At 71.1% G+C, this 14882-nt stretch carries 13 protein-coding genes; 5 read left to right on the plus strand and 8 right to left on the minus strand.

Annotated features, from left to right (window positions below; translation table 11 throughout):
• Nucleotides 1–62 precede the first annotated feature (62 nt).
• Together J8M51_RS41470 and J8M51_RS41475 are read right to left on the minus strand one after the other, a co-directional pair.
• Nucleotides 63–725, minus strand: a complete 663-nt coding sequence (locus J8M51_RS41470) for a response regulator (RefSeq protein ID WP_267299980.1) — start codon at nt 723–725, stop codon at nt 63–65.
• 46 nt (nt 726–771) lie between these two features.
• Nucleotides 772–2517, minus strand: coding sequence for a sensor histidine kinase (locus J8M51_RS41475; protein WP_086755463.1), 1746 nt, complete (start codon nt 2515–2517; stop codon nt 772–774).
• Between the two features lie 169 nt (nt 2518–2686).
• Here J8M51_RS41475 and J8M51_RS41480 point away from each other — a divergent pair, with 169 nt between their 5' ends.
• Nucleotides 2687–3304, plus strand: coding sequence for an LURP-one-related/scramblase family protein (locus tag J8M51_RS41480; RefSeq protein ID WP_086755460.1), 618 nt, complete (start codon nt 2687–2689; stop codon nt 3302–3304).
• A gap of 11 nt (nt 3305–3315) precedes the next feature.
• On the opposite strand, the gene J8M51_RS41485 is transcribed toward J8M51_RS41480, so the two are convergent.
• The 4 genes from J8M51_RS41485 to J8M51_RS41500 all read right to left on the minus strand — a co-directional run bounded on the left by J8M51_RS41485 (nt 3316) and on the right by J8M51_RS41500 (nt 8167).
• Nucleotides 3316–6618: a S8 family peptidase gene (locus tag J8M51_RS41485; protein ID WP_256964500.1), complete on the minus strand. Its 3303-nt coding sequence runs from the start codon at nt 6616–6618 to the stop codon at nt 3316–3318.
• Nucleotides 6619–6726: 108 nt separating this feature from the next.
• Nucleotides 6727–7053: an SCO4225 family membrane protein gene (locus J8M51_RS41490; RefSeq protein ID WP_086755459.1), complete on the minus strand. Its 327-nt coding sequence runs from the start codon at nt 7051–7053 to the stop codon at nt 6727–6729.
• A 78-nt stretch (nt 7054–7131) separates the two neighbouring features.
• Entirely contained in the window at nt 7132–7344 is a 213-nt protein-coding gene (locus J8M51_RS41495; protein WP_086755458.1) for a DUF397 domain-containing protein, read from the minus strand.
• Nucleotides 7304–8167, minus strand: coding sequence for a helix-turn-helix domain-containing protein (locus J8M51_RS41500; RefSeq protein ID WP_179203068.1), 864 nt, complete (start codon nt 8165–8167; stop codon nt 7304–7306). The genes J8M51_RS41495 and J8M51_RS41500 overlap by 41 nt, the downstream gene beginning before the upstream one ends.
• 181 nt (nt 8168–8348) lie before the next feature.
• On the opposite strand from J8M51_RS41500, the gene J8M51_RS41505 reads away from it, so the two are divergent.
• Complete coding sequence (locus J8M51_RS41505; protein ID WP_267299981.1) at nt 8349–9062, plus strand: copper homeostasis protein CutC; 714 nt, start codon at nt 8349–8351, stop codon at nt 9060–9062.
• A gap of 237 nt (nt 9063–9299) precedes the next feature.
• On the opposite strand, the gene J8M51_RS41510 is transcribed toward J8M51_RS41505, so the two are convergent.
• Nucleotides 9300–10070 (minus strand): NPP1 family protein, encoded by a 771-nt coding sequence (locus J8M51_RS41510; RefSeq protein WP_216591696.1) that lies wholly within the window; start codon nt 10068–10070, stop codon nt 9300–9302.
• Between the two features lie 395 nt (nt 10071–10465).
• Here J8M51_RS41510 and J8M51_RS41515 point away from each other — a divergent pair, with 395 nt between their 5' ends.
• The 3 genes from J8M51_RS41515 to J8M51_RS41525 all read left to right on the plus strand — a co-directional run bounded on the left by J8M51_RS41515 (nt 10466) and on the right by J8M51_RS41525 (nt 12677).
• On the plus strand, nt 10466–11722 hold the full coding sequence (locus tag J8M51_RS41515) for a trypsin-like serine peptidase (protein WP_086759571.1): 1257 nt from the start codon (nt 10466–10468) through the stop codon (nt 11720–11722).
• Between the two features lie 95 nt (nt 11723–11817).
• On the plus strand, nt 11818–12357 hold the full coding sequence (locus J8M51_RS41520; RefSeq protein ID WP_086759574.1) for a hypothetical protein: 540 nt from the start codon (nt 11818–11820) through the stop codon (nt 12355–12357).
• Nucleotides 12354–12677, plus strand: coding sequence for a CPCC family cysteine-rich protein (locus J8M51_RS41525; RefSeq protein WP_086759569.1), 324 nt, complete (start codon nt 12354–12356; stop codon nt 12675–12677). Before J8M51_RS41520 ends, J8M51_RS41525 begins: the two co-directional genes overlap by 4 nt.
• Here the strand turns inward: J8M51_RS41525 and J8M51_RS41530 are convergent.
• On the minus strand, nt 12674–14638 hold the full coding sequence (locus J8M51_RS41530; protein ID WP_086759572.1) for a HelD family protein: 1965 nt from the start codon (nt 14636–14638) through the stop codon (nt 12674–12676). The genes J8M51_RS41525 and J8M51_RS41530 overlap by 4 nt on opposite strands.
• Between the last annotated feature and the right edge of the window lie 244 nt (nt 14639–14882).

Below are 14882 nucleotides of genomic sequence, written 5' to 3' on the forward strand. Positions count from 1 at the left end.
GGTGGAAGAGAGGGCGAGGCGGCGCGAGAGGTTCCGGCGCGGTGCGGACTTCTTCGGGAAGGTCAGATCTCCGTCGTGCGTAGCCCGGCGTCGTGGGCGAGGAGCGCCGCCTGGACCCGGTTGTCGCAGCCCAGTTTGCTCAGGATGCGGCTGACATAGGTCTTCACCGTGGCCTCGCTCATGTGCAGCCGTCTGCCCGCGTCCGCGTTGGACAGGCCCTCCCCGAGCAGGGCGAGCACATCGCGCTCCCGCGCGCTCAGACCGTCGACACGGCGCCTGGCCGCCTCCGCGCGGGTGGTGCGCCCGGGGGCGGAGAGGGCGTCCGCGACATGCCGGGTGGCGGCCGGGGAGAGATACGCGTTCCCGGCCGCCGCCGCCCGTACCGCGTTGATCAGTTCGTCGGGCGCGGAGTCCTTGAGCAGGAAGCCCGCGCCGCCGTGGCCGAGCGCGCGCAGTACGTTGTCCCGCTCCCCGAACGTGGTGAGGATCAGGGCCCGTACGTCCGGCGCGACCCGGCCCAGCTCGGCCAGGGCCGTCAGTCCGTCCAGCACCGGCATCCGGATGTCCAGCAGGGCGACGTCGACGGCGGTGCTCCTGGCGATCTCCACCGCCTCGCGACCGTCACCCGCCTCCGCGACCACGTCGATGTCGGCGGCGGACGTGAGGATCATCCTGATGCCGGCCCGGATGAGTGGCTCGTCGTCGGCGACGAGGACCCGGATCACACGGCCTCCTGCGCGGTGTCGGTGCGCCCACGCCGTGCTGTCGTGCTCAGTCCGTGAACGTCTGCTTGTCCACCAGTCTCCCGTCACGGAAGCAGAACCGGAAGTAGATGCTCATGACACCGTCGGGATCGTCGGACATGAAGTGGCGGCAGGTCGCGCCCTCGGGCGTCGGCGGCCCCTGCTCCTCCAGACCCTCGGTCAGCACCGAGTCCCCTTCCGGCAGTTCCTCCCGCAGGGCGGCCTCGCTGTCGCCGATCCGCGCCGACTCGTACAGGCGCGGCGAGATCGACACCTTTCTCCCCTCCTCCATGAGCGCGTTCATTCCCCACGCGCCGAGGGCGAGCACGCCCACGACCAGGACGACGGCGGTGGCGGCACAGCCGATGGCGATGTTCTTCCGTCTGCTCATGGTGGCGGCGAACTCCCCTTGTGGATCAGCACGGTTGATGGCCGGTCCACCGTCGTCCACCGCACCCGCCCCCCGCTGCCCCACAAAGTCGTCGTCGGGACCGACGGAAGTCGCGGTGCCGTACGGCAGCATGCCCGCGACGCGGAAGCCGCCGTCGGCACCGGGACCCGTGTGCACCATGCCACCGACGAGCCGGGCCCGCTCCCGCAGGCCGCCGAGCCCCCGGCCGCCGCCGATCGCCGCCGGGCCCGGGACGTCCGGAACCCCGGCCGGTACGGGCCCGTTGGCGACCTCCACGACCAAGGCGTCCGGCTCGTAGCGCAGGGAGACGGTGATCGGGGCGCCCGGCGCGTGCTTGTGGGCGTTGGTCAGGCCCTCCTGCGCGATGCGGTACGCCGTGTGGTCGGCGGCCGGCGCGAGCGGCCGGGCCGTGCCGGACCGGTGGACCTCCACGGTGGCGCCCGCCGCGCGGGAGGACCGGACCAGGTCGTCGAGGGAGGCGATCGTCCGGGAGCTCGGGTTCTCGTGCCGGTCCACGCGCCGGTCCACGCGCCGGTCTTCGTGCCGGTCCTCGGGCCGGTCCTCGTGGAGGACGCCCACCGCCTCGCGCAGTTCCTCCATCGCGGTGACGGAGGCATCCCGCAGGATCCGTACGCACTCCCGTCGGCGTTCGTCGAGGTCGGGGCCGACCTGGAGGGCGCCCGCGTGGACGCTGATCAGGACGAGCTGGTGGCCCAGGCTGTCGTGCATGTCCCGGGCCACCCGATTGCGCTCCAGAAGACGGGCCTGCCGGGCCACCATCGCCTGCTCGCGCACGAGTTGCTCGTTGTGCCGCCGCAACACGGCCAGCAGCTCCCGGCGCTGTGCCCGGTAGCGCGCGACCAGCGCCGGCCCGACCGACAGGACGAGGAACACTCCCGTGGCCAGCCCGCCCGCGACGGGCAACGACAAGGAATCGGCGGCGGTGATCTCGCCGCGGACGGACAGCGCGGCATGGAACACGAACGCGGCGCCGAACGCGGCGACCGCGCGCCGGGGATCGACGACACGGTGTCCCGCCGACCAGCTCACACACATCAACAGCGGTGCCGCGGCGAGCAGTTCGCCGGCCGTGGCGGCGGAGACGACCAGGACCGTCGCCGGAAGCGAGCGCCGGGCCGCCCCCAGCACGGCGACCCCCGCGCAGACGGCGAAGGTGCGTAGGCCGAACCCGGCGGCCACGGCGTCCGACAGCCCCGCGAGCCCCGCGAGAACGGCCCCGAGCACGATCTCCCCGGCGACGCGCCGACCGCTCCAGTGCGAGACGTGTGCGGCCTTCGCCTCGCCCACGTCCTCGCTCACGCCCACGCCCTTGCCCACGCTCTTGTCCACGTCCTCGTCCATGCCCTCGTTCACCTCCTGATCCCGGGCCGACGATAGGCCGCGCCCGCGAGCGCCCGCGTCCCCCGTGAGTCGTACCGGCGAACGACGAAAGAGAGCAGATCCGCCCCTGCCCCGACGGCGACGATGACGTGCCGGGAAACAGCCGTAGAGCAGAGCAGGGGGACTCCACGTGAGGAACGACGAACGACTCCAGGGGCACGCGCGGTTCACCGTCCGGCAGCGGACGGCCCGTACGGTCGGCCAGTACGTGGTGACCGTGGCCGGGAAGGGCGATGCCGAGGGGGAGGTCGTCGCCTTCGCGCGGCGGAAGGTCATGTCGCTCAAGGAGGAGATGACCATCTACACCGACGAGTCGAGGACCAGCGTGCTGTGCACCTCCGAGGCCCGTCAGGTCGACGACTTCGGCGCCGTCCACGACGTACGGGACAGCGCCGGTGCCGTCATCGGCTCGTTCCGCGAGCGGCCCGTCGTCTCCCTGGTGCGCTCGGCCTGGACCATGGAGCAGCCGGGGACACCGGAGCTGACCGGCCGCGAGCGCAGCTGGGCGGTGGCCCTGCTGCGCCGGGTCTGGGAGTTTCTGCCGTATGTGGAGTTCGTGCCGTTCCTCTGGCCCTACCACTTCGACTTCTTCGACTCCACCGCGACCGGAGGAGCGAAGCGGTTGATGTCGTTCGACAGGAAGTTCGGCCTGCGCGACCGGTACGTGCTCGACATCGCTTCCGCCGACATCGACCGCCGTCTCGCCATCGCGCAGGCCGTGGCCCTTGACACCCTTGAGGAACGCTGACGGCTGGACGGCTACCTGAGCAGGTACGCCTTCACCACGGTCACCTCGTACGTGTTGCCGCCCTTGTCCGTGAGCTTCGCCTTGAAGGAGACCGACCCGGCCTTCTTCGGGTGGTTCAGCGTGAGGCTCCGCTCGCCCTTCTTCGTGGTGACCGGGGCCTTGGACCACTTCTTGCCGCCGTCGTAGGAGACCTGGACGGCGAGGGACTTGAGGCTCTTGGCCGCGGGGCCCTGGAGGGTGAGCGGGACCGTGAACCGCCGGCCGGCGGGGGCGCCGCTGGACAGGTCCAGTTTCGGGGCGAAGCGGACCGAGGAGAGCGGCAGCGTCCGGTACTCGTCACCCGCGGTCCTCTTCGAGGCGAAGGTCCAGGCCGCGACGAGCCGGGTGGTGACACCGGCGACCTTCGTGGAGCGGGTCACGTCCGTGCTGATCCGGTACTTGGCGGACCGGGACGGCAGCCCGTCGATGTCCTGGCAGAGCGGCCCCGCCGCGTCCATGAGCTTCTTGCCGTCGGCGGTGACGACGGAGCGCTGCCGGGCGGTCGCCGACTCGACGAAGTTCCCGGAGCCGTCCGGGAACTCCCCGATACAGACGCTGAGTTCATTGCCCCAGCGCCGGGCGGCGTTGTACTGGTCGATCTTCGGGCTGAACACACCGACGTTGTACGTCCGCGTGTATGTCTTCCCCGCCTGGTAGGCCTTGGCGGAGGGGTCCCCCACGAAGACGTCGAGGTCGCCACTGGCTCCGGGACGGTACTGTCCGGCGCCGAAGCTCCACTTGAGCCCCTTGGCCGCGCTGACATAGGTCTTCGCGGTGGCCGGCAGGGCGAACGGCTTGCTGACCGACTCGTACCCGTCCCCCGAGGCCGTCTCCCAGCCCGGGCTGATCGCGCCCTTGGCGTTCTTCACGGAGGCGCCGATCCCCAGCTTCACCAGGGCGAGTTCACTCGTGGCGACCTTGCGGGTGAAACCGTTGTGCAGCGAACCGCCGCGGCCGTAGAGCAGGTTGTACGTCGTGCTGCCCTTCTGCCAGGTACCCGCGATCTGCGAGCCGAGCTCCTTCGCCGGCAGCGCGGGGCCCACATGACCGATACGGAACCCCTTGAAGGAGTTCGACTCCCAGGCCGAGGTGTGGACGAAGGAATCGGTCTCCACGGAGTACTTCGCGAGCGTCTGCACACTCTTGGCGGACCCCGGCACGGTGATGTCCACCGGCTTGGCCTTGCGGGCGTCGAAGGTCACCGTGGTGTTCTTGGTGACGGTGAGCTTCGGCTGTGCCATCAGCGCGAGGTCCGGGTCGGTCCCGGTCCCCTTGGGGGTCCGGACCAGCGTCTCCAGGAGGTAGGTCCCCTTCGGCGCCCGCATCTTGACGACGCCGTCGCCGTCGGTGTCGTACGGGGTCAGCTGGAGGTCGACGTTCTGGCCGAGGACCGTCGTCCCCGACTGGGAGGGCCTGCCCTCGGTGTCGACGTACTTGAGGGTGAGGTCGTAGGCCTCCGACTCGCGTCGCACGGCGAAGGAGGTACGGACCCGCTGGCCGCCCTCGGCCGCGCGGGCGACGAGCACCCCGGCGAACACGCCGTCCTGGCTGCCGATCCGGGTGTGCGCCGTGAGGTCGACGCCCGCGGTGCCGCCCGCCGGGACGGTGATCCGGTCGGCGCCGACGGTGAAGAATCCGGCCGGTGCGGGCTTGCCCTTCGGTCCGGCCGTCTCCGTCGACAGGTCGAGGGTGACGGGTTCCGTGCCGTCGTTGCGGTAGGTGATCCGCCGGGTCGTCGGCTCGTCGTCGGCGTGCGGCCACAGCGCGGTGCCGAGGTTCACGGACGCCTGCTCGCCGAACACGGTCTGGCTGAGCGCCCGGGTCAGGTCGGCCCGCCCGGTGCCCTGCTGGAACGGCGACAGACCGGCGCCCGGCTCGGTGGCGGAGGTCAGCGCCTGCTTGATCCGCTGCGCGGTCCACTCCGGGTGCCGCTGCGCGAGGATCGCCGCCGCGCCCGCCACGTGCGGGGTCGCCATCGACGTACCGGACATCGACACATAGCCGGGGATCGCCGGGGTGCCCTCGACGCCCTTGGCGGCCTTCGCCGCGACGATGCCGACGCCGGGAGCGGTGAGGTCCGGCTTCAGCGAGCCGTCCGCCGTGGGGCCGACGCTGGAGAACTCGGCGATGCCGTCCTTGCGGTCGACCGCGCCGACGGTGAGCGCGGAGGCCGCGCTGCCGGGGGAGCCGATGGTCGTCGCCTCCGGGCCGCTGTTGCCGGCCGCGACGACGAAGAGGGTGCCGCTCTCGGCGGAGATACGGTCGACGGCGGCCTCCAGCGGGTCGTTCGCCACCGTGTCCTCGCCGCCGAGGGAGAGGTTGGCGATCCTGGCGCCCTGGTCGGCGGCCCACTGCATGCCCGCGACGATGCCGGAGTCCGAGCCGAACCCGTCGTCGGTGAGCACCTTGGCGTCCAGGATGCGCGCACCGGGCGCGACCCCCTTGTGCGTACCGCCGGACCTGGCCCCCGAGCCCGCCACGGTCGACGCGACGTGCGTGCCGTGACCGACGTGGTCGATCAGGTTGCCCGAACCCGAGAAGTCCTTCTGGGCGATCTCGACGCCCTTGAGGTCCGGATGCGTCTCGTCCACACCGGTGTCCAGTACGGCGACCTTCACGTCCTTGCCGTCGTACCCGGCCTGCCAGGCGGTCGGGGCGCCGATCTGCGCCGTGCTCTTGTCGAGCGCGGCCTTGCGGCGGCCGTCCAGCCATACGCGGGCGACTCCCGGAGCCGTCGTCAGGGCCTGCCCGCCCTCGCGGTCGGCCGCGGTGAGCGCGTCCCAGACCTCGGAGGCACCGCTCTTGGGCGCGGTCAGCGACTCACCCCGCAGAGCGGGCAGCTTCCGGCCGACGCGGGCATCCGCCTCCGCGATGGCCGCCCGCGCGGTGGCCCGCTTCTTCGTGTTCTTCGAGTACGACACGATCAGCGGCACCGTTGCCCGGTGCGCGTCGTCGTACTCGGCCTTGAGCAGCCCCGTCACATCGAACAGCCGACGGTCCACCGTGCCCTGCCCGATCAGGGGAAGCGCGTCGGCCGGCACGACGTACGTCTTCTCTCCCGTCCGCTGGACGGACATCGGGATGTCCTCGCGCCCCTCGCCGGGCTGGACGCGGGTCACCCGGCCCTTGGCGTCGACATGCACCCGGTCGCCGGATATCAAGGTGACGACGGACCCGCCGAGCACTCCCGCCTCATCGGGCGACGCGGCCCCCGCCGTGCCACCCGCCACCGTGAGACAGGTCGTGACCAGCGCGGCGACCATGGCCGCACCCATACCTCTTCTGTACGTACTTCTTCCGTACGTACTTCTTCCGTACCGCAGCACAGTTCTCCCACCCCTGGAAACATCGACGAATCGCTGAGGAAAGACGGTCCCGGAGCGTCAGGCGTTGCCCAAGTTGACGTTCTTCGCGGGCCGTTCGACGACCCAGCGGTACGCGGCACCGAGCACGAAGGCCTGGATCACGGCACCGAGGACGATCCCGGCGAAGGACAGCCCGCCGGGCAGCGCGACGAAGAACAGCGAGGTCGGCGCGGTGACGAGGAAGAGCCAGACCCCCGCGAGACTGGCGTCCGCGTGCTCGACGAACAGCGCGTCCACCCCGACCCAGACGCCCACGGCGACCACGAGGGCCAGATAGCCCAGGGCGGCGGGGTTCACCAGGTGACGGCGGAGAGTCCGGGACAGGGAACGAGACGAGGCAGGCATGGATGAACTCCGTTACGACGACGGGCTGTTGAGGTCAACGATGTCGTCGTGGAGGGCGGGGCGCCTGAGTATCCCTACCTAGCCGCGCGTGGGTGTTCGGCTCACATCACCCACGAAGCGGGACCAGGCGGCGGCCCGGAAGACGAGGATGCCGCCGGTGGGGTTCTTGCTGTCTCGGACGGGGACGAGGCCGGGGAGGGTGTCGGAGACTTCGACGCATTCGTCGCCGGCGCCGTCGCTGTAGCTGCTCTTACGCCAGGTCGCGGTCCTCAGATCGGGCGCGGTCCGCATCCTTGTACTCCTTGGCCGCCTGCTCGATCAGCGCGAGGGACGCGTCAGGCGACAGCGCCGCGGCCCCTAGCAAATCGTAGGTCAGAGCAGAGCGGGCGAATACGGCTGGATCGTCCAACAAGCGTCCAGATTCGGACCCTTGGCAGTACACCATCGGTGGGGCGTCGCTGAAGGTCATCAGCTTGAAGATGCCCGCGTTTCCTGCGTGCACCCCCGCGCTGATGGGCAGCACCTGGACGATGGCTCGGTTGCCTCGGATCAGGCTGATGATGTGCTGGAGCTGCTCAGCCATCACTGCTGGGCTGCCCGCCCGGCGCCGCACGATGATCTCGTCAAGGATCGCCCAGTACATGGGCGGTGTCGGCTTGCCGAAGATGTGGGCTCGGGCCTTTCGGAACGCGATCCGCTCCTCGACGACGTCTTCCGGGACGAGCGGGTCGTACGCGCGGATCACGGCTCGGTTGTACGACGGGGTCTGGATGAGGCCCGGTACGGAGGACGGCGCCCAGTCCTTGATCGTGCAGGCCACGCCTTCCAACTCCACCACATCCGCGAAGTGTGCCCGGTAGGGAGACTGCCGTGCCGCCTCCAGGTTCCGCACGAAGAACCCGTCCGTCTTGAGGATCTCGTCCACGGACTTCGCGAACTCCAGCCGCATCCGTCGGACGCCCGCCTCCAGCTGACCGACGAACGACCCGCTGACGAACATCGCCGCGCCCAGTTCCTCCTGGGACATGCCTGCCCGTTCCCGCCGGTGGCGCAGCTCCGCGCCGTACATCGCCCGGGTCGACTCGGACGGGTCGAGAGTCCTCGGCTTAGGCATGGGACAACTCCCTCTCGCACAGCCGGTCTTGTTGAACGGCGCCCAAATGAGGGTAGATGCGGACGGTGGTCGTCCGCGTGCTGAACGTGACGATCGCGTCCAACAGTCCCGGTTGTTGTTAAATTGGACTAGACCTGTTGTCGTCACGTGTAGCCCGACGAAGCCCGACGGAAGGGGCCCCATGACCACGCGCGCGCTTCTGGAGGTGATCGCCCTCGACGCCGGGGACGCCGTCGCCGCCCAGGCCGGAGGTGCCGACCGGCTGGAGCTGGTGGCGGACATGGCGGCGGACGGGCTCACGCCGAGCGTCGCGACGTTCGTGGAGGTGCAGGCGGCCGTCGACATCCCGGTACGGGTGATGCTGCGGCTCGCGGACGGCTTCGCGGCGGGTGATGTGGACGCGCTCGTGCGGGTGGCGTGCGACATGCGGTCGGCGGGGGCGGAGGAGTTCGTGCTCGGGTTCCTCGGGGAGGGCGGGGGGCTGGATCTGGACGCGGTGGAGCGGGTGGTGGCCGAGCTGGACGGGCGGTCGTGGACGTTTCACCGGGCGATCGACCGGGCCGCCGACCGGGACGCGCTGCGCAAGCAGTTGGCGGAGCTGCCGGGGCTGGACACGTATCTGACGGCGGGGTCGGCGAAGGGGGTCGACGACGGTCTGCCCGTCCTGCTCGCGGAGGCCGGGCTGCGGGGGGAGCCGGGCTATACGCAGCGGCTGCTGATCGGCGGGGGGTTGCGCCTGGACCATGTGCCCGGGCTGCGGGCCGCCGGGGTGGACGCGTTCCACATCGGGGGTGCGGCGCGGCCGGGCGGGTGGTCCGGGGGCGTCGACGCCGAGGCCGTACGGCGTTGGCGTACGGCCCTCGACACCCGAGCGCGCCGCGCCGCGGCCCGCTGACGCGGAGGGTTCGTCTCTCGGCTGCCGGCCCGGTGGGGCTTCTCGCGCAGTTCCCCGCGCCCCTAAAAGACCAGGCCCCCGCGGGCCTGGAAGACGGCGGGCGGGTGGGGAAAAGCACGGGGCGCAGCCCCTGCTTTTCAGGGGCGCGGGGAACTGCGCGAGAAGCCCCACCGGACCCGCACCCGACGACGCACCCCACACCCCCACGCACCCCACCCGCCCAAGCCGCCCGCAGGGCTACGCGTTCGGGTTGAACGAGATCCCCGACGGCATCGCGGCCGTCAGGTTCGACTCGAAACTGCCGTTCTTGAGACCGAAGTTCGCGCTGCCGAAGTCGTACGCGACGAGCGTGTCGCGGATCGCCGTCGACGGGTAGCCGTTCCAGCCGACGAGCGGCGGGTACTGCCACGTCCCCTCGTGGTTCTCCGGCGGCTCGTCGTTCGAGCCCGCCAGCCGGAAGCAGTGCGTGCGGATGCCGTCCTTGTGGTAGACGATCTTGGGGTGGGTCCCGGTCCAGATCACCGAGGACGCCGCGTGCACGGTGAACCCGCCGTGGTTGGACGTGGAGACGTACTTCGCCGAGCCGTCCTGCACCCAGACCACCACGTGCTCCCAGTCGTGCCGGTGGCCGCCGATGCTGCTGCCCGAGAGCGCCTGGTCCTTCTCGAAGTAGAGGTCGTACATGATCGCGCACCAGCCGTTGTTGCACTTGTAGCGCGAGTAGCCGTTGGTGTTGTCCAGGTCCGACTGGTCGTGGCAGTCGCCGCTCAGTGAACCGGTGGGCTTCAGCCCGCCGTTGACCGTGCCCGTGGGGCCGATCGCCGGGGTCGGGTAACAGCCGTCCGTGTCGTAGTCGTACGCCGGCTGCCAGGTCGTCTCCAGGGCCTCCGCGTTGGCGGGCAGCGCGCCGGGCGGCGCCGCGTACGCGCTGCCGGCGATGCCGACGACCAGCGCGAGGGCGCCGCCGACGGTGAGCAGGGATCTGCCGATGCGGGAGCTTGTCTTCACTGCGTCCTCCTGGATGGACCACGGCCCGGGGGTGCCGATACGGGGGATGGCATGCGCAGGTCAGATTCGCGCTACTCGTGGGTAGTGCACAAGGGTCGGGAGGTGTCGGAGTGATGAAGAATCAATCAATGTGCAGATCCTGTGAGTTGGCCCTGAGCGCCGGGGGCCGGGTCGGGGGCCGGGTCCGGAGTCGGGTCGGGGGCCAGGTCGGGGGCCCGGTCGGGCGCCGTGGTCCGGCGTCACATCACGGGCAGATATCCGCCTCGTAGTTGTTGTGTGCGAAGTCGCCGCGCAGACCCTCTCGGTGATCGTTCCGCGCCCGCGCGCGTGCATAGTTGTCTCCGCCCCGCTAAGCGAGGGCATGACAAGGTTTCAGTCACACGGGGGACGGCTCCATGCCATTCATACGCCGCCGCGGCCTCACGGCCGCGGCAGCCGTGATCGCCGCGATCATGGTCACCACCACCGCCTGCGGCAAGAGCGACGAGAGCGGGGCCAAGGCCTCGGACTCCACGACCGCCCAGGCGGACGCGGGCGACGGCGTCGACACCGGCGAGAACGAGAGCGGCGGTGACACCACCATCGGCGGCTTCAAGCTCCCGAAGGGTGTGCCGACCGAACTGAGCGGTGACGCGCTGCAGAAGTGGAAGGACGGTGGCTGGCAGGACTTCGACGGCGACTGGGCCTCCAAGGCGGAGGACTTCGCCAACCCGTACATCGAGGACTTCTGGACACCGGAGCGCATCGCCGAGGCCGAGGCGAACCTGCCCGACCTGCCGGCGGTCGCCGAGGCGGGCAACACCGCCACCGGCGGCGGCAAGACCACCCAGGTCTGGCTGCCCGACGGCAAGGTCAAGAAGCAGCAGGCCACCAAGGTCAAGTCGACCTACCACAAGAACGCCGCCCCGGTCGGCAAGCTCTTCTTCACCACGCCCCAGGGGTCGAGCGTCTGCTCCGCCGCGGTCGTGAAGGACCCGGCGCACCCCGGCAAGTCCAACCTCGTGTGGACCGCCGGGCACTGCGTGCACGCGGGCAAGGGCGGCGGCTGGTACCGCAACATCGCCTTCGTCCCGTCCTTCAACAACACGGGCAAGCTGAACATCGGCCAGGCGTCGGCCGACTACCGGGCGGGCAACGTCTCCCCGTACGGCATCGCCTGGGCCGACTGGGCCACCACCTCCGGCACCTGGATCAAGGGCGGCGCCGCCAGCGAGGGCACCGTGGCCGCCGCGTACGACTACGCGGTGCTGCACGTGAAGCCGGAGAAGGGCTCCAAGTCCCTCGAGGAGCGCACCGGTTCGGCGCTCCCGGTGTGGTTCAACGCGCCCGCCGCCAACAAGGTCAAGAACATGAAGGTCCGCGGCTACCCGGCCGAGGCCCAGTACGACGGCTCGAAGATGTACCACTGCCAGGGCGCCACCAAGCGCTTCGTCCTCGGCTACAGCTACCCCAGCGACTACCCGGCCCAGTACATGGTCGGCTGCACCATGAACGGCGGCGCCTCCGGCGGCCCCTGGTTCACCACCTACAAGGGCCGCACCTACCTGGTCTCCAACAACTCCCTGAGCGACCGCTCCACGTTCATCACCGGGCCACGCCTCGGCAAGAACGCCAAGCAGGTCTACCTGGCGACCAGCAACAAGTTCAAGTAGGCGACAGACGCTCGCCCCGACCGGCCCCCGGCGACCTCCTGGTCACCGGGGGCCGCCGCGTGTTCCCGTACGCGCGTTCCCGTACCTTCGACGTCATGAACACGTCCGAGTGGTGGGAACGACTGCCCGCCGGCATCCGCGCGCAGGTCGACGGCTACGTCCTCCAGGACGCCCCGCTCCCGGCGATCCGCGCCGTCTTCGCCGCCGGCCGCGTCCACGGCCTCGGCCTGCACGACGCCCAGCACATCGTCAACGACCGCTACCTCCACCACGGCGACCGCGTCGCCCGCACCCCCGACAGCCCCCTGGACCAGGACTCCCTGACCGCCCTCGCCACCGGCCTCCCCGGCCGCCTCGTCGCCATCGAGGCGATCTGGGACGGCGACACGGTCCACGACTGGTTCGTGATCCTGCTGGCCCACACCGCCGAACCCGAGGGCGAGCATCCGCTGGCCACGGTCTACTGGGGGACGGCCGAGCGCTACCTCGGCGAGGAGCGGACGGCCCACACCCCGGGCCACCCGTCCGCCGCAGCCGCCACCCACGCCGGCCAGGCCCTGGCCGCCCACCTCTCCGTCCCCTTCCACTTCGCCAGCCCCGACACCCCGGACGACGAGGCGAGGTGGGAGGGATGACGGGCGCCGGCCTCGGGCCGGTGCCGCTGCCGTGCCCCTGCTGCTTCCAGCCCACACTGGAGGAGCGCGCCAATTTCGAGATCTGCCCGGAGTGCGGCTGGGAGGACGACGGGCAGGACGACTCCGACGCGCATGTGGTCCGGGGCGGCCCCAATGGCTCACTGAGTCTGGCCCGGGCCCGGTCGGAGTACGCGGAGTACGTGGCGTCACTGTCCGAGGAGGACGACGACTCCAAGGCACGCGGCGGCGGGGGACTGTGGCTGGCGGCAGCACGACGTCAGCTGGGAGCCCTGCCCGGTGGACCGGACGACCCGGTCTAGGCCAGCTGCGGCGGCAGGGGTGCCGTGTGGGTCACGATCAGGCCCGAGACCGCTCGGGTGAGGGCGACGTACAGGCGGCGCAGGCCCGTTCGCTCGTCCGGTTCGCCGTCGACGACCGCCTGGGGTTCGTCCAGGACCACGTAGTCGTACTCCAGACCCTTCGCCAGCGAGGCCGGGACGAGGGTGAGACGGGTCTCGTACGTCGTCTCCTCGCCGGGGGCCAGATGGCCGATGCCCGCCGCCGCCAGCGCCTCGGCGAGCGCGGGGACCCGCGCGTCGGCGGCGATGAGACCCACGGACCCCTCGTTGCGCAGCAACTCCTCGCACGCGGCGATCGTCCGGGTGTCGTCGGTCGTCCGCCGTACGTCGAAGAAGCCCGGGTTCTCCCGGACGGACGCCACCGGGGTCAGACCGGGCGCGATGTGGGGCAGGAGGCGGGAGGCGTACGTGATCACGTCGGTGGGGACGCGGAAACCGGCCGTCAGCTCCTCCACATGGGCCTCCGCCTTGCCCAGATGCGTCAGCGCCTCCTCCCAACTCCGCGTCGCCCAGGGCGTCGTACCCTGCGCGAGGTCACCGAGGACGGTCGCGGAACCGGTCGTGCAGCGGCGGCCCACCGCCCGGTACTGCATCGGGGAGAGATCCTGCGCCTCGTCGAGGACGACATGCCCGAGGGAGTGCGTGCGCTGGACGAGGTCGGTGGTCTCGTCCACGAGTACGGCGTCGGCGGCCGACCACTTCACCGACTTCACGCTCCGCGCCGGTTTCGCCCACAGGATCGTCTTCTGCTCGTCGTCCGTGAGGATCCCGTCCGCGTGCGAGGCGAGGAACTCCGCGTCGGCGAGGAGGCGCATGACGAGCTTCGCGGGGTCGACCGGCGGCCAGATCGCCTTGACGGCCGCCTTCACGGCCGTGTTGCGGGCCACCGCGTCCTGCACCCGGTCGTCGGGCGCCTCCCCGGACCGCTCCATCTGCACCAGCACCGCGTGCGCGATCCGCTGCGGCAGCGCGTCACGGGCGGCCCCGTAGCGGATGTCCCGCTCCAGCAACTCCCGCACGATCGCTTCGAGTTCGTACGCCGGTACGCGCCAGCGCCGCGAACCCCGGACCACCATCACGGGCTCGGTGGGGAGGGTGACGTGCGACCGTACGGCCCGGCGCAGCACCTCGGCCATGCGGGCGTCGCCCTTGACGACGGCGGCCGGTGCCTCGTCCGCGCCCCGCACCTCGACATGGGCCACGAGGTCGTCGACGGTCGCCTGCCTGACCTCCAGCTCGCCCAGCGCCGGGAGGACCTGCTCGATGTAGTGCAGGAAGGAGCGGTTCGGGCCGATGACGAGCGTGCCGGTGCGGGAGAGCCGCTCGCGGTGGGCGTAGAGGAGATAGGCGACGCGGTGCAGGCCGACGGCGGTCTTCCCGGTGCCGGGCCCGCCCTGCACACAGAGCGAACCGGCGAGGTCGGAGCGGACGATCTCGTCCTGCTCCGGCTGGATCGTCGCCACGATGTCCCGCATCGGGCCCACACGCGGACGCTCGATCTCCCGCTGGAGCAGCTTGCTGGTGGCGGCCTGCTCGGCGGGGTCGGAGAGGTGCTCGTCCTCGTACGCGGTCAGGTCACCGCCGGTGTACCCGAAGCGCCGCCGCAGACCGACGTCCATCGGGTCGGTCTTGGAGGCCCGGTAGAAGGGCTGCGAGACGGGGGCACGCCAGTCGATCACCATCGGGTCGCCGTCCGCGTCGTGGACATGCCGCCGCCCGATGTAGAACCGCTCCCCCTCCGCTCCCTCGGCCCGGTCCGCGCCGGGCGCGTGGAGGTAGTCGAGGCGGCCGAAGAAGAGCGGGGTGTGGCTCAGATCGGCCAGCGCCTTGATCCGGTCCCCGATCTGGCGGGCCAGGACCTCCGCGTTCACCCAGTTCGCGGTGACGTCCTTGATGTCCAGCGCCTCCACGTCCTCCCGCATGGCCCGCAGGGCGGAACGGGAGGCGGTGAGATGGGAGCGCTCGCGGGAGAGGGGGTCGGCGGGGTCGGTGAGATCGGCGGGGCCGGCGGTGGGGTGCGCGGACAAGGGGGTGCCTCCGGGGCCTGCGGGAGCTGCGGGAGCTGGGGGAGCTGGGGGTACGCCTGACGGCGGTGGCCGACCGGTTTCCGTCCGGACGGCGGCGCTCCACGGACGGGAGGCGGGCAAGAGCGGAGAGTGTAGGTGA

The organism is Streptomyces griseiscabiei, assembly GCF_020010925.1.
In the GTDB taxonomy this organism is placed as follows: Bacteria; Actinomycetota; Actinomycetes; order Streptomycetales; family Streptomycetaceae; genus Streptomyces; species Streptomyces griseiscabiei.

Excerpts from the sequence above, each read along its gene's own strand:
- J8M51_RS41500 (WP_179203068.1), bottom strand. The coding sequence starts at position 8,167 with ATGCCTAAGCCGAGGACTCTCGACCCGTCCGAGTCGACCCGGGCGATG.
- J8M51_RS41505 (WP_267299981.1), top strand. The coding sequence starts at position 8,349 with ATGACCACGCGCGCGCTTCTGGAGGTGATCGCCCTCGACGCCGGGGAC.
- J8M51_RS41530 (WP_086759572.1), bottom strand. The coding sequence starts at position 14,638 with ATGCGGGAGGACGTGGAGGCGCTGGACATCAAGGACGTCACCGCGAAC.
- J8M51_RS41485 (WP_256964500.1), bottom strand. The coding sequence starts at position 6,618 with ATGGGTGCGGCCATGGTCGCCGCGCTGGTCACGACCTGTCTCACGGTG.
- J8M51_RS41520 (WP_086759574.1), top strand. The coding sequence starts at position 11,818 with ATGAACACGTCCGAGTGGTGGGAACGACTGCCCGCCGGCATCCGCGCG.
- J8M51_RS41490 (WP_086755459.1), bottom strand. The coding sequence starts at position 7,053 with ATGCCTGCCTCGTCTCGTTCCCTGTCCCGGACTCTCCGCCGTCACCTG.
- J8M51_RS41475 (WP_086755463.1), bottom strand. The coding sequence starts at position 2,517 with ATGGACGAGGACGTGGACAAGAGCGTGGGCAAGGGCGTGGGCGTGAGC.
- J8M51_RS41525 (WP_086759569.1), top strand. The coding sequence starts at position 12,354 with ATGACGGGCGCCGGCCTCGGGCCGGTGCCGCTGCCGTGCCCCTGCTGC.
- J8M51_RS41495 (WP_086755458.1), bottom strand. The coding sequence starts at position 7,344 with ATGCGGACCGCGCCCGATCTGAGGACCGCGACCTGGCGTAAGAGCAGC.
- J8M51_RS41515 (WP_086759571.1), top strand. The coding sequence starts at position 10,466 with ATGCCATTCATACGCCGCCGCGGCCTCACGGCCGCGGCAGCCGTGATC.